Here is a 15,517-nt window from a genome sequence, read left to right as displayed (position 1 = left end):
TTTAACTGATCGGCATTACATCCGTAGATGCCTTTTCGTTAAATCATTGAGATTTAATATTACTTAATAGTAATACGAGCAAACTTACGCTTACCTACTTGGTAAACGGCAGTACCTGCTTCAGGCACGAATTTGCTGTCTTCAATCTTCTCGCCTTCAAGCTTAGCAGCGCCTTGCTTGATCATACGCATCGCATCAGAAGTCGAGTTTACAAGACCCGCTTCTTTTAGAACGTTCGCAATTGGCAGGCCTGCTTCGAATTCAAACTCCGGCATTTCATCAGGAACTTGGTTCTTAGCAAAACGGTTAACGAACTCTTGCTCAGCGGCTTCAGCATCTGCTTCACTGTGGAAACGAGCGATGATCTCTTTAGCAAGAAGCACTTTAACGTCACGCGGGTTCTTACCTGCATCAACGCCAGCTTTCAGTTCCGCAACTTCTTCAAGAGGACGGAAAGACAGCAGCTCGTAGTAGCTCCACATTAGATCGTCAGAGATAGACATGATCTTACCAAACATCTCGCTTGGTGCTTCGCTAATACCGATGTAGTTATGCGCAGACTTAGACATCTTCTTAACACCGTCTAGACCAACAAGTAGTGGCATCATTAGTACCGCTTGTGGTTTTTGACCTGCTGCTTTTTGCAGTTCACGACCCATTAGAAGGTTAAACTTCTGGTCAGTACCGCCAAGCTCAACGTCGCTCTCTAGTGCAACAGAGTCGTGACCTTGTAGAAGTGGGTACATGAATTCGTGGATTGCGATCGGTTGACCACCAGCGTAACGCTTTTTGAAGTCATCACGCTCAAGCATACGAGCAACAGTTTGGTTAGAAGCAAGACGAATCATGCCTTCAGCGCCAAGCTCAGATAGCCATTCAGAGTTGAAACGAATTTGCGTCTTCGCAGGATCTAGAATCTTGAATACTTGCTCTTTGTAAGTTTCAGCATTCTTCAATACGTCTTCGCGGCTTAGCGGTGGACGTGTTGAGTTTTTACCTGATGGGTCACCAACCATTGCAGTGAAATCACCGATAAGGAATGTCACTTCATGACCAAGCTCTTGGAAAGCACGAAGCTTGTTAAAGATAACCGTATGGCCTAGGTGGATATCTGGAGCTGTTGGATCGGCACCCAGCTTAATGCGTAAAGGACGACCTTCTTTTAGTTTTGCAATCAGTTCGTCTTCTGGAATCAGTTCTTCTACGCCACGTTTGATCTCGGCTAGTGCAGCTTCAATACTCGCCATTCTTGTTCACTCCCACAGATTTGGCAAAAATACATTAATTAGACATCTTACTTGAATAGCGATGTATTTTGAAACCAGTTACACTATTCCGTCGTCGATTTTCATAATATTTACAGAACGAACCGGAACATGTTGTCTATTTTTGCACGCCTTCCTATTTTGCACCGGGCTTTTATCGCATTTTTTAGTGCCATAATTTTCGTCGCGATTTTCTTACTCCCCGACGTCAACAGTTTGCGTGACGATTCGGGCGCTTTAGTTGTGGGAAAACATTACCCACTGACTATCAATGCCTCTGCACTTATTAGCTCAAGTGACGCTCCACCGACGGCAGTGCTCAATTGGGAGAAATACACCGTTCGCTCTGGCGAAAGCACCTCTGTTTTATTTGAACGTATTGGCCTCTCATACCGTCTGCTGATCACGCTACTCAATACCAATAATGATATTAAGAAGCAGCTGTCTAACCTAAGACCTGGTGATGTCTTGCAGTTCGGCTTTGATGAAAACAACGACCTTATTCAGTTAAAACGACAACTTAGTGCGTTTGAAAGCTTCAAGATCACTAAATCTGGCGATTCTTTCTCATCAAGTTTCGACAAAAAAGAAGTGGTATACCAATACAATTATGCCGAAGCCAACATCACCTCTAACTTCTGGAACGCTGGCGTCAACGCAGGTTTAACCGCAAACCAAATTATGGAACTGGCCGGCATCTTCGGTTGGGATATCGACTTTGCGTTAGATATTCGTAAGAACGACAGCTTCAAAATCTTATACCAAGAGAAAGTGGTTGAAGGTGAAGTAGTTGGTCGCGGTAAGATCATGGCAGCCGTGTTCAAAAACCAAGGCGATTCATTTACCGCGGTATTGGATGATAAAAGCGGCAACTACTTCGATGAAAATGGTCGTGCGATGAAGAAGGCGTTCTTGCGCTCACCAATTGATTTTCGTCGCGTAACATCGAACTTTAACCCTACCAGGAGACACCCAGTAACCGGTAAGATTCGAGCTCACCGCGGTACTGACTACGCAGCCCCTGTTGGCACGCCTATCTGGGCAGCCGGTGACGGTATTGTTCAGAAGTCAGGTTACAACCAATTCAATGGTAACTACGTGTTCATCCGCCACAGCAACACCTACATCACCAAGTACCTGCACATGAAGCGACGTATGGTGAAAACCGGTCAGCGCGTAAAACAAGGCCAAACCATTGGTACTTTGGGCGGTACAGGCCGTGTGACTGGCCCGCACTTACATTATGAATTCTTGGTTAATGGCGTACATAAAAATGCGCGTACCGTGAAATTGCCTCAATCCAAGTCGTTAACTGGTAAAGCAAAAGCAACCTTTATTGCCAACTCAGAGATTCGATTAAGAAACCTTGAGCGATACGGTCAGTTACTAGCGACTAACTAGGCGTTTGTAGCTTCACTGCAAAATAGAAAAATGCAAAGAGCGCCCATCAAGGCGCTCTTTTTTATGCTCACATACCACAACTAGCTACTGTTTTTCAGGTTTGTTGTTCCGTCCAAGCATTAACAAACAAGGGGTTAATACTAAAGTCAGCACCGTGGCAAACGCCAAACCACCAGCAATAGCGGTCGCAAGCTGTGACCACCATTGTGTACTTGGCGCGCCAAACTCTATCTTTTGATTAATCAGGTCGATGTTCATCTCTAACACCATCGGCATTAAACCTAAGATAGTCGTAACCGTCGTGAGCATTACTGGCCTTAAACGCTGAACACCGGTTCTTAGAATCGCATCTCGCTTGTCCAAGCCTCTTTTGATGAGCTGATTATAAGTATCAATCAACACGATGTTGTTGTTCACGACTATGCCGGCGAGCGCTATTACCCCAACTCCCGACATCACAATGCCAAACGGACGTTGGAAGATCAGTAAGCCAACGAACACGCCAACGGTCGAAAACAATACAGCACTCAGAATCAAAAACGCTTGATAGAAGCTATTGAACTGAGTAATCAGAATCAAAGCCATTACCGCCAAAGCAACCAAGAAAGCACTTTGTAAAAAGGCTGACGAGTTTTCTTGTTCTTCGTTTTGACCACGGATGCGAAATTCCACGCTACTCGGCAGCCCTAGCTCACTCAATGCTTGTTCGATCTTTGGTAGTTCGAGAGCAAGGTTATACCCTTCTTCCATATCCGCCATGATGTTCACCACACGCTTGCCATCAAGGCGTTTAATGGTGTCTTGCTTATGGTCGGGAACGATCTGAGCGAAATTAGTAATAGGTACTAAACCTGCTGGCGTTTTCACCCTAAGCTGGTCGAAGCGCCCGATATCACGCTTATCATTAGGGTAGCGCACCAAGATATCGACCTCTTCTGAAGAGTCATCGGGCAGATAATCACCAATCTTGAGACCATTAGTCACGAATTGAACGGTATTACCCACTAAGGTCGCATCAGCTGCAAAGCGCGCAGCATCGTCGCGGCGAATATCCACCTTCCAATCGATGCCATCTTTACTCGCAGTATCGCTGATATTGGTCAGTGCTTTATTTCCATCAGCCCAACCTCTCACAATTTTTGCAGCCTGATTGAGCTGCTCTGGAGTTCTTGCCGACAGCTCAATCACTAAGTCATTTTCAACCGGAGGCCCAGCATCAGGGAACTTATATTCAATCTCAACACCAGCGTATTGATCGGTTTGTACCTTCAACTCATCAATAATCGCCTTAACGCTGCGTCGATATTGCCAGTCAACAGGCGTAATTGAGATCAAACCAATCTGGTCGTCACCACCAGTACGCGTGTAAACGGTATCGAACTCATCATGATTGAGCATCATCAGTTCAATATCACGCATGATGTCATCCTTTTCTTGGATAGACAGATCACCATGAGAGCGAACTTTGACGTTAAAGAATGGCGGATCAACTTCTGGGAAGAACTCTGCACCTAGACCCGCTTTGGAATAAGTAAAACCCACCGTAACCGCAAGTAATATCGCACTGAAAAGAATCTTAAAGGGATGCTTAATCGCAATCGACAACGTGTGGTAGTACGCTTTGGTTAAGCCTGTCGCTTGTGAAAAATCACCATTATGCAGCGCCACCATTCGCGATTGGCTTTTGGGCGATACATATTGAGGTTTACCAATCAAACCACCGAGTACAGGCACAAACAACAACGCCATAATCAATGAAGCGGTTAAGGTTGCAATCAACGTTAATGGCAAGAACTTCATGAATTCGCCCGTCACATCCGGCCAAAACAGTAACGGAGCAAATGCAGCCAAGGTTGTAGCCGTTGATGCCGTTATTGGCCACGCCATTCGTTTCGCTGCATCTCGGTAAGCGGCTTTACGCCCTTCACCTTCTTGCATTCGCCTGTCGGCAAACTCGGTAACCACAATTGCGCCATCGACCAACATACCAACAGCCATGATCAACGAGAACAGCACCACGATGTTGACGGTTAAGCCAAACACCGAAAGAACCAATAACCCGGTTAGGAATGAGCCTGGAATGGAAATACCCACTAACAAAGCGGTACGCACACCAAGAATCGCGATGATAACGATCACCACCAGAATAATGGCGGATAAGATATTGTTTTGCAGATCATTAAGCATGATCTTCACATCTTTAGATTCATCCCAGGTGTATTTGACCAACAGGTTATTTGGCCATTCCGCTTGCTGCTGAGCACCAGCCATTACCGCTTTGACTAGCTCAACGGTTTCGATGATGTTCTCACCTGCACGCTTCTTGATATCCAACACCACCGCAGATTTGCCATCTAAACGAGCAAAACTTTCAGGATCTCGAAACGCTCGACGAACCGTAGCGACATCGCCAAAAGTGACCACCTGCTTGCCATCCACTTTAATAGGCAACTCAAGCACGTCTTTTAAGGAGTTAAATACCGAAGGGACTTTGACAGAAAAACGTCCGTAGCCAGTATCAACAAAACCTGCGGCCACCACTCGATTGTTCAGAGCGATCAGATTATAGATATCCGCTTGATCTAAGCTGTAGCTCTCCATCAATAACGGATCGACAATGATCTCGACGATGTCAGCGCGATCGCCCGCAATATCGACTTCAAGGATTTGGCGATAGCTTTCTAATTTGTCTCCAAGCTCTCGGGCAATTTGCACTATGGTGCGCTCAGGAACGGTACCGAATAGCACAACAGACAAAACAGGTTGCTCAGAAGCCAGCGTCACCTCATTTACGGTCGGTTCGTCACTGTCTTCTGGTAGTTTTGGTTTAGCCAGATCAACCGCGTCACGCACATCGGCCATTGCTTTGGTGAGATCGACGCCAACATTAAACTCCAACACAACAGAGGCATGCCCTTCTGCTGCGGTTGCTGTCATCTCTTTTACGCCTTCAATCGACCTCAGCTCTTGCTCAATAGGTCGAACCAATAAACGTTCTGCATCCGTTGGCGAGATCCCTTGGTGCCCGACCGAAACATAGATAATCGGGATAGTAATATCGGGGCTCGATTCCTTAGGTATCGTGATATAGGTGACGACACCGGCTACAAGGATTAACGCTAAAAGGGAGAGCATTGTTCGAGCACGAGACAAGGCTGCATCAATAATTGAATACATCGGTTATCTCCTACTCTGCGGTTACGTTAGAGAGTTCAGCGACTTGCTCAACAGCAATCACCGAATCACCATCACGCACAAACCCTTGGCCTACTGTGATGATATCGACGCGTTGACCTAGCCCCGTGAGCCACACTCCATCTTGTTCGGCCTTTACTAGCTGAATGCCTACAAACTTCACCGTTGGTGAGTCATCGACTGAAACCAAGGTTTTGACCCCTAGGTTACCCGCCTCATCCAATGCTAGCATCGCCGGTGTTATCTTTATTGCATCTCTTGTTTCTAGGTTGAGTTTAACTTCGGCACTGACACCTGCTGGTAATAGGCCTTTAGAGTTATCGATTTCTATCTCGATTGGGAAGGTATTAGTAGCAACAGAAGAGATACGAGAAACATAGCGTAAACGGCCTTCCGCTTCTTCTCGCCCTAACAAACGAACCAAAGCAGATTGATTGACTAGCAAATGTTGGATATGACGCTCACTGACATCCGCCTCAATAACCAAAGGATCGAGGTCAATCACGCCAGCAACAGGATCGCCAACACTAACGAAATCACCGAGCTCCACCATCAAATCTTGAACCACACCCGAAAAAGGCGAAGTAATCACAGTATTCTTTAAAGCCAATTCCGCATTGCGCATCATGGCTTTTGCTTCTGTTAATGAAGCCTCAGCTGTGGTGTAGGCGATTTCACCTTGCAGTCCTCTTTTCTTCAGTGACTGCGCCGCTTTGAACTCTTTCTGCTTCAAGCGATATAACGCAGATGCTCGCTCTAGTTGAATCTCTAAATCACCCTTATCTATCTGGGCAATGGCTTGTCCTGCTTTAACCATCCCCCCCTTAACAACATTCAATCTGACAATCTTACCCGCGACTTCTGCACCTAGACGAGCATGCCTATCGGGCGCCGTTCTTCCATAGAGATCAATCGTTTTAAAGGTCGGTGATGAGGTGAAGGTTTGAAAGGAAACCTTAGCCAGCGGAATTTCTGTTGCCTTTTTTTCAGGTGACTCTTCTGCTTGCCCTACGCCTAAACCAAGCCAGATCGACAACAACACGACTAGAGTCAGAGAAACCAGCCACGGCTGCTTCAATTTCTGAAAAAGTGGTGAGTTAGAAAATAGAGTGGGCATAACAAATCCTTTTGTCCGATGTCATTCAGGCGCGCTAGTTGGCTTAATAGCGTGATGTGTAACTTCCTTATGCACAAAGGTAACCTTAACAGACCAATCCTCAACGAAGTTGGACGCTATCGACAGTTTAAAAAATATGCCGTGTACTAAAAATGAGAGGAATGCTTTGAAAAGTAATAAGTTACTAAGTAAAAACAAAAACGCCGAACATAAGTTCGGCGTTTGAAATGTATCTAATACAGCTTTGAGCTCAAGCTATTTTCAACTCATGCTATACGCTGAATGATGCGCCACAACCACATGTTGTTGTAGCGTTCGGGTTGTTCACAAAGAAGCGTGCGCCTTCTAGGCCTTCAGTGTAATCAACCATGCCGCCCATTAGGTATTGTAGGCTCATTGGATCAACAACCAGCGTTACACCGCTGTTTACAATTGTAGTGTCGCCATCATTTACTTTTTCATCAAATGTGAAGCCGTATTGGAAACCGCTACAACCACCACCTGTAATGTATACACGCAGTTTTAGTTCTGGGTTTTCTTCTTCAGCAATTAGCGTTTGTACGCGGGTAGCTGCTGCATCAGAAAAAGACAATGGGATATTTACTTCGCTCACGACAACCTCTCTTACCTGTGTCAAAAACAACATGATACAAATCTAATTCGAGACCATAGTTGTTGAGTATTTTCTTATATTCCGGTGATTATCTAATACCTGACTGAAACGTTCAAGTATTCACCACAGGATCGGTCCTTTTACTGCTGTAAACTCGCCAATATCTAACAATTAAAACGTGTAACCACACAAAACAACCAGATTCGGGTGATTATCTGGGCGAAAGCATTCCTAGTTGGATTAGGGATAGGTACAATGCGTGCCAATTGGTCCGACAGTCAAAAGAGGATATATCAATGACCAAATCAGCAGAGCTGTACGAAAAAGCACAGCAAACCATTCCTGGTGGCGTAAACTCTCCAGTTCGTGCATTCAATGGCGTAGGTGGTTCTCCAATCTTCGTTGAACGCGCTGATGGCCCACTTATTTTTGATGCTGATGGTAAAGCGTATATCGATTACGTTGGCTCTTGGGGTCCAATGATCCTTGGTCACAACCACGCGGTTATTCGTGACGCAGTTATTGCAGCAGCTCAACGCGGCCTTAGCTTCGGTGCTCCAACCGAAACTGAAATCAAAATGGCTGAACTGGTATCTGAGATGGTTCCATCAATGGAACAACTACGTATGGTGAGCTCAGGTACAGAAGCAACAATGAGCGCGATTCGTCTAGCTCGTGGCTTCACTGGTCGTGACAAAATCCTTAAGTTTGAAGGCTGCTACCACGGCCACGCAGACAGTCTACTGGTAAAAGCTGGTTCCGGCGCACTGACTTTAGGTCAACCAAGCTCTCCTGGTGTACCGGCTGACTTTGCTAAGCTGACATTAACGGCAACCTTCAACAATCTAGATTCAGTACGTGAAATCTTCGCAGCAAACAAAGGCGAGATCGCTTGTATCATCGTTGAGCCAGTAGCGGGTAACATGAACTGTATCCCTCCTGTAGAAGGCTTCCACGAAGGTCTACGTGAAATCTGTGATCAAGAAGGTGTATTGCTAATCTTTGATGAAGTAATGACAGGTTTCCGCGTTGCTGAAGGTTGTGCTCAGGCTTACTACAACATCAAGCCAGACCTAACGTGTCTTGGTAAAGTGATTGGCGGCGGCATGCCTGTCGGTGCTTTCGGTGGTCGTAAAGACGTGATGCAATACATCGCACCAACTGGCCCTGTTTACCAAGCGGGTACGCTTTCAGGTAACCCTGTTGCAATGGCTGCTGGCTACGCATGTTTGAACCTTCTACGAGAAGAAGGCAACGAAAAGCGTCTAGCTTCAAAAACTAAGCAGTTGGCAAAAGGCTTCAAGCAACTTGCTGACAAGCACGGCATCCCGATGCTAGTTCATCAAGTTGGCGGTATGTTTGGTTTCTTCTTCACTGACCAAGAAACTGTGACGTGCTACGAAGATGTAACTAAGTGTGATGTAGAACGCTTCAAGCGCTTCTTCCACCTAATGTTAGATCACGGTGTTTACCTTGCACCTTCAGCATTCGAAGCAAGCTTTACTTCTCTTGCTCATGGTTCAAAAGAACTTGATGCAACACTAGAAGCTGCTGACCGCTCTCTTGCGATCATTGCTGCTGAAAGCAAATAATCGAAAGCACTTTATAAGTCGCTAACCGATTGAATTTAGGGCTGCATTAAATGCAGCCCTTTTTTATATATCGCGCTCACCAGCCACAGATATGACAGCTTATTTAGCCGTCGACTAAGGCTAAAGCTGAACCAAAAGCATTAACGTTCCCAGAAAAGGAAAACCAACAACATCAAGGTACCAAGGAACATTCTGAACCAAGGGATCTCTTTTTTTGTTTGCTGTTCTTCGTCTTGGCATTTCTTATCTTTATTACAGCATCCCATTATCAAAACTCCTCATTGCTAACTCTCTGTTTTGCAGCCATTATAAACTCAGAACGCAAATATAGAGACCATTACCGTGTCAGAAAAACTCAAAATCAATTCCAGCCACTGGGTGATCATCATTGCCCTACTCGCGGCGGCTTATGCTTGTTACTTGCTTATCGAGCCATACGTTAACTCTATCGTGATGGCCTTTATCATTTCACTATTGATGTTCCCAATCCATGAGTGGCTTGAAAAAAAGCTCCCGAATAAAGAAAACATCGTCTCTCTGCTGTCTTGTGTGATTCTGACTTTCATTATTGTTATCCCTTTATTGGCAGTATTCGCAGCAATTGTTCAGCAAGGTTCTCTGTTCTCTCAGAATACTTACCAATGGGTGACCCACGGTGGCATTCAGACTCTGTTTGCTCACCCGTTAGTGGTCAAAGCGCTGTCATTTGTGAATAACTACCTGCCTTTCGACAACATTGAGCCCCAAGCCATCGCACAAAAAGTCGGTGAGTTTGCGACAAGCTTTGGTTCTAAGTTAGTTGGTATCAGTGCCAAAATCTTAGGTGACGCGACCAATTTCTTGATGGATTTCTTCTTGATGCTGTTCGTTTTGTTCTTCTTATTAAGAGATCACGACAAAATCATCAGTGTGGTTCGTCATATTCTGCCGCTGTCTCGTAGCCAAGAAGACAAACTTCTAACAGAGATAGAGCAAGTATCTAAATCAGCAGTAATGGGCTCATTCTTAACCGCCATCGCGCAAGGTTTTGCTGGCGGTTTAGGTATGTGGATTGCTGGTTTCCCAGGTCTATTCTGGGGCACTATGATGGGCTTTGCCTCTTTCATCCCAGTTGTGGGAACCGCATTAATCTGGATCCCAGCTGCAACTTACTTGTTCCTAACAGGTGATACCACGTGGGCGATTTTCCTAACGGTTTACTGTGTAGCGATTGTTGGTTCAATTGATAACCTTCTGCGTCCGCTGCTAATGCAAGGCAGCGCAGGCATGAATACCCTAATGATCTTCTTCTCACTATTGGGCGGTATTCAACTGTTTGGCCTAATTGGTCTTATCTACGGCCCACTGATTTTTGCGATTACCATTGTCCTATTCAACATCTACGATGAAGAGTTTAAGGACTTTTTAAACCAGCAAGACAAGAGTTAATCAACGGTTCGACAACTTGGTTGCCGAACGAGTATTAAACACTTCAAGCTTTGGGCGGATTATGCGAAAATCCGCCCTCATTTTTTGCTAACGATTCAACAGAGTGTCCTATGTCAGCTTATATTGCCCCAAGCCAGATTGCTCAACGCCAACTCGCCTACTTTGAAGGCAAACATGTTTTAGTTGCCGGTGAGGCAGAAGACTTGTTCCCTGTTGAGTTAGCGAAGCATTGTGAATCTGTCTCTGTGTTTACTTCTAATTACAGCTACTACCGTCAATTAGAAGGCTGCAACACCATCCAACGTTTTTATGGTGCGGAGTTTACCGAAGAGACCAAAGCCGACTTAGTGATGCTGTACTGGCCAAAAGCCAAAGCGGAAGCGGAATTTTTGTTGGCGATGCTATTTGCCAAGCTAGGCAAAGATACCGAAATCGTCGTGGTTGGTGAAAACCGTTCAGGCGTGAAAAGCATCGAGAAGATGTTTGCTCCTTACGGCAAAGTTGTTAAATACGATTCAGCGCGTCGTTGCTCTTTCTACTGGGGTCAATGCTTCGAGCAACCACAAGCGTTCAACCTGCAAGACTGGTTTAAGACCTACACGGTTAACATTGATGAACAACCTCTGACGGTAAAAAGCCTTCCTGGCGTCTTCAGTCACGGTCAATTCGATGTTGGTAGCCAACTTCTGTTGGACACCCTGCCAAAACTAAAAGGCAAGGTACTGGATTTTGGCTGTGGTGCAGGCGTATTAGGCGCGGTAATGGCATCTCGTAACCCAGATATCGAGCTAGAAATGTGCGACATCAGTGCGTTTGCCGTGGCATCAAGCCAAGCAACACTAGAAGCGAATGGTTTAACGGGTAAAGTCTTCGCATCCGATGTCTATTCAGACACTGCACAAGACTACCAGTTCATCGTCAGTAACCCACCATTCCATTCAGGTTTAGACACTAGCTACAGCGCGACTGAGACCTTGCTTGCTCAGGCTCCTAAGCATTTGAAGCGTTCTGGTGAGATGATTATTGTTGCGAACAGTTTCTTAAAATACATTCCAATTATTGAACAAGCATTTGGAAAATGCGCGACTCTAAATAAGACCACTAAATTCGCGATCTATCACGCAAACAAATAACCTCTCTAGCACAGCGCAGGGTCATTATCTGCGCTGTCTGTTCATATTTTTGTCAAAACTCTATAAAAATGAGCTTTTGCACACGCTTTAAATACCACTTACTTGTCAAAGTAAAAAAACTCGTTAATTTCGTTAAATTGGAACCCGTTAATTCTATTCTCTGTACTTGTTTTCGCCCCTTTTAGCAGTACATCAAAGGAAAGTAGTACCCAATTTATGTTTAGATTCTATCGTAAGCAGAAGTTTAAGCGCCTTCAAAATACCCTAATGCTGGCATTTCTTGTCCTCAGTATTACCCCAGTGACACTTATCGCGATCTTTTTCCTTCAATCGCACAGTCAGGACCTTCAGGAACAAAGCACCTCACACCTTGTTTCAGTCCGTGATACTAAGCAGCAACAGATTGTCGACTACCTACAAGCTCAAGAATCCCAAGTGATGGGCTTTGTTCGTTCTGAACTAGCCAATGCCAGTGGCGGCCGATTCTATGGTTTGATCAATGCATTCCAACGTCTAGGGTTAGATATTGACGAAGCACGCAGTAATGCGCAGCAACGCTACATTCAAGGATCGGGCGATCAAATCAAAACATCGATTCTTCCTGAATCCAGTAGCTTCATTGGCAGTGAGCGTTACCGCCTACTGCACAAGCGCTACCATAACGCTTACCTTGAGTTGCTTAAACGCTCCGATTTTGACGATATTCTATTGGTTGATATTAACGGTAACGTTGCTTACTCCGTCTTTAAAAATGACGATTACGGCACTAACTTGCTGACAGGTAAATACAAAGATTCAAACCTAGGCGTTACCTTTCAACGGCTCGCTAAAGATGTCACCGATCGCCGTAAGTCTAATGAGGATTACACGCCTGTTATTGTCTCGGACTTTAAAGACGAGAACGGTAAACAGACCGCATGGCTAGGTGCACCTATCGTTCAACAGGGCTACCTACACAGTTACGCGATGTTTAGATTACCTATCAACGGCATTACTAAGCTGATTGCGGATCTCAACAAGAGTTCGAATATTCAAACGCTGCTTGTAGGTGATGATCACCTGCCGCGTAGCCTTGCTCATTCACAAGAATCTATCAACTTGAGCTTAGATGTTGTCGATAAAGCATTGGCTGGCGAAACAGCGGTTGGCACCTTCGACAACACCCTAGATCAAGCGATCATCGCGGCATATACGCCAATTGAGCTGAAATACGCAACATGGGCTCTTGTCGTAGAGCTGCCAGAGAAAGAGGCGTTTGCCCGTATTCATCAGTTAGAAAAGATCTTCGTGATCGTGATGCTAACGGCGATCATTCTGGTAGTCGTTGCATCGCACTATCTGTCTAACTTCATCACATCCCCACTGCTTAAACTGACGTGGGCTGCCGAAAAAGTATCGGCGGGTGATCTCGATGAAACCATGATCAATACCGAGCGCAAAGATGAGATAGGCCGACTCGCGGTGAGCTTCGAAAGAATGCAGCGATCTATTCGTGAAAAAATGCAGCTCATCAAAAGCCAAAACGATGAGCTTGAGGACAACCTTAAGACCATTCAAAAGCAAAACGAAGAGTTACAACTGGCAAATAAACTCAAAGATGAGTTCTTAGCGACTACTTCACATGAATTGAGAACACCACTGCATGGCATGGTGGGTATCGCTGAAGCGTTGATATCTGGAGCTAACGGCCCTATTCCTGCTAATCAGAAATATCAGTTGGATATCATCATCAATAGCGGTCAGAGATTGGCGACCTTGGTTGATGATCTGCTTGATTATCACAAGATGCGCTATGGCAGCTTAGATATTAAGAAATCAGCCGTTGATTTGTCGGCAGCCACCAGCTTGGTCCTAGAGTTGTCTCATCACCTATTGGGCAATAAGCCAATCCGTATTATTAACCAAGTCCCAAGTGATTTAGGTCTGGTTTCATCGGATCCTCAACGACTTGAGCAAGTGATGTATAACTTGGTCGGCAATGCCATCAAGTACACCTCAGAAGGTAAAATTGTTATCTCTGCCAGCGTTATCGATGACAACATTCGTGTACAAGTTGTCGATACTGGCCAAGGTATACCGGCCGAGTACCTTGAGCACATCTTTGAGCCATTGATTCAAGCAGGCCAAGATGCGAGTAACTACCGCCAAGGTGCAGGGCTTGGATTATCGATCAGTCGTCAGTTGATCGAGCTAATGGGCGGTTCACTGTACGTTAGTAGCCAACCAATGCTCGGCACTACGTTTAGCTTTACCCTGCCCCTAGCTACTCAAGATGAGTTAGACAGTTACAACGAATCAGGTCACTACTCGCACTTCCAAGCGCCTGATTTAATTGATAACAGCCAACAAGAAAATAGTGTTATCAGTGAAAACCCAGATGGCCCGTTATTGGTTATCGCCGATGATGAGCCGGTTAACCTGCGAGTATTAGACAGCTTCTTGAAGTTAGAAGGTTATCGAGTACGTACTGCATGTGATGGCCCTGAAACCATTGAACTGATTGAGAAAGAGAAGCCAGAGCTGCTTCTACTCGACATCATGATGCCAGGAATGAGCGGCTATCAGGTTTGTGAAGCACTGCGTAAGCAATACGATCATGCTCAGTTGCCAATCATCATGCTAACGGCACTCAACCAAGCAGAAGACCGTGTTCGAGGTTTCGAAGCTGGCGCCAATGACTACTTGTCTAAACCGTTCAACAAACAAGAACTAGCGGCTCGAATTACAGCACATCTATCAGCAAGCAAAGCTGAACAGAGACGCCTTGAAAACGACCAACTGCAACTCGAGCTCAAACATAGAGCGATGGTTGAGGCTAACTTGTTAGAAACTCAAGGCCGCTTATTAGAGCAACTAGAATCGGCACCTGAAGCCATCATCTGTATTCGTGACGACCAACGTATTCGCTTTGCTAACGAAGCTGCGGCGAAGCTATTCAGACGCGGACAAGAACAACTTAAACGCTCAATGGTCGACGAGATCATTGCGCCTAAATACCTTAAGGTAGAACAAGCCCACTACTGCGGTGATATTGATATCTATATAGACGATACACGTCAGCGCATACCAAGTGACATCCTTAAGCTGCCTGAAGGCTCAGGGCTCGACACCATGTATATCTTCAATGTAGGTGGTGGTGTTAACTCAAACCGAATCAATAACCTTGAAACGGCGGTTGAGGCTCTCTCTAGTTATGCCTTTGAAGGCGACAAAGATAAGTTACAGCAGCTGAAAGAGCTTGGCGGAGAATTTACTCGTCTTGCTGACAAGGCAACCGGTGAAGGTAAAAACAAGCAAGAGTTAATGCGTGAGGTACTGGTCGATGCGATGACTAATGCCATCATCTACTGGGAATCGGTGACTGGTGAAACCAAGTTCGCTTTCGCCGAGAAGAGTGGCTTGTGGCGCGTCTACTTAGACCGCAGTACGCTGCAAACTCGAACGCTAGACAAATACCTACGCGTAGAAACCCTACCGAAAACCCCTCGCTGGCGAACGGTACTAAGCTCAATCGAATTCATACTGGAACACTGTAAAGAACAGACGCCAGAAAGAACCCATATTGAGATGCTAAGAGATAAACTTCAGAAACTACTGACCAGTTAATCCCTGAACCAACATCACGATACTTTGAATAATGGAGCCCACCTGGCGTGGGCTTTTTTGTACGCCTAATAATCACAAAAAGTAGAATCCCATCGCTTGCAACGCACTTTTTTTACGCCCTTAAACAAGGAGGAATTCACGCCAATTACGTACAGTGTGAGCTCGTA

At 45.4% G+C, this 15,517-nt stretch carries 9 protein-coding genes; 5 read left to right on the top strand and 4 right to left on the bottom strand.

All coding sequences use genetic code 11. The annotated features are described in order from the left end of the window. Positions 1 to 59: 59 nt before the first annotated feature. On the bottom strand, positions 60 to 1,247 hold the full coding sequence (gene tyrS, locus AB4167_RS16480; protein ID WP_017059402.1) for a tyrosine--tRNA ligase: 1,188 nt from the start codon (positions 1,245 to 1,247) through the stop codon (positions 60 to 62). A gap of 129 nt (positions 1,248 to 1,376) precedes the next feature. Between tyrS and AB4167_RS16475 the strand changes: the two genes are divergently transcribed. After that, positions 1,377 to 2,666 (top strand): peptidoglycan DD-metalloendopeptidase family protein, encoded by a 1,290-nt coding sequence (locus AB4167_RS16475; protein ID WP_372072882.1) that lies wholly within the window; start codon positions 1,377 to 1,379, stop codon positions 2,664 to 2,666. 84 nt (positions 2,667 to 2,750) lie between these two features. Here the strand turns inward: AB4167_RS16475 and AB4167_RS16470 are convergent, their stop codons facing one another. From AB4167_RS16470 to erpA, 3 genes are all read right to left on the bottom strand, one after another. Beyond that, positions 2,751 to 5,843 (bottom strand): efflux RND transporter permease subunit, encoded by a 3,093-nt coding sequence (locus tag AB4167_RS16470; protein WP_372136763.1) that lies wholly within the window; start codon positions 5,841 to 5,843, stop codon positions 2,751 to 2,753. Positions 5,844 to 5,853: 10 nt separating this feature from the next. After that, positions 5,854 to 6,978, bottom strand: coding sequence for an efflux RND transporter periplasmic adaptor subunit (locus AB4167_RS16465; RefSeq protein WP_017059405.1), 1,125 nt, complete (start codon positions 6,976 to 6,978; stop codon positions 5,854 to 5,856). Between the two features lie 271 nt (positions 6,979 to 7,249). Continuing rightward, complete coding sequence (gene erpA, locus AB4167_RS16460; protein WP_004734539.1) at positions 7,250 to 7,591, bottom strand: iron-sulfur cluster insertion protein ErpA; 342 nt, start codon at positions 7,589 to 7,591, stop codon at positions 7,250 to 7,252. A 296-nt stretch (positions 7,592 to 7,887) separates the two neighbouring features. On the opposite strand from erpA, the gene hemL reads away from it, so the two are divergent. The 4 genes from hemL (at position 7,888) to AB4167_RS16440 (ending at position 15,350) form a co-directional block, all read left to right on the top strand. Then, entirely contained in the window at positions 7,888 to 9,183 is a 1,296-nt protein-coding gene (gene hemL, locus AB4167_RS16455; protein WP_372136762.1) for a glutamate-1-semialdehyde 2,1-aminomutase, read from the top strand. A 342-nt stretch (positions 9,184 to 9,525) separates the two neighbouring features. Further along, a complete protein-coding gene (locus AB4167_RS16450; protein ID WP_136981638.1) occupies positions 9,526 to 10,611 on the top strand; it encodes an AI-2E family transporter in 1,086 nt (361 codons plus the stop codon). A 110-nt stretch (positions 10,612 to 10,721) separates the two neighbouring features. Further along, positions 10,722 to 11,744: a 16S rRNA (guanine(1207)-N(2))-methyltransferase RsmC gene (gene rsmC / locus AB4167_RS16445; RefSeq protein WP_050620013.1), complete on the top strand. Its 1,023-nt coding sequence runs from the start codon at positions 10,722 to 10,724 to the stop codon at positions 11,742 to 11,744. Between the two features lie 216 nt (positions 11,745 to 11,960). Next, positions 11,961 to 15,350, top strand: a complete 3,390-nt coding sequence (locus AB4167_RS16440) for a response regulator (RefSeq protein ID WP_372136761.1) — start codon at positions 11,961 to 11,963, stop codon at positions 15,348 to 15,350. Positions 15,351 to 15,517: the final 167 nt, after the last annotated feature.

Origin of the sequence: Vibrio sp. 10N.286.49.E11 (assembly GCF_041469505.1) — a bacterium.
In the GTDB taxonomy this organism is placed as follows: domain Bacteria; phylum Pseudomonadota; class Gammaproteobacteria; order Enterobacterales; family Vibrionaceae; genus Vibrio; species Vibrio crassostreae_C.
The sequence above is the reverse complement of the archived record's forward strand: the minus strand, read 5'-3'. Positions and strand labels throughout refer to the sequence as shown.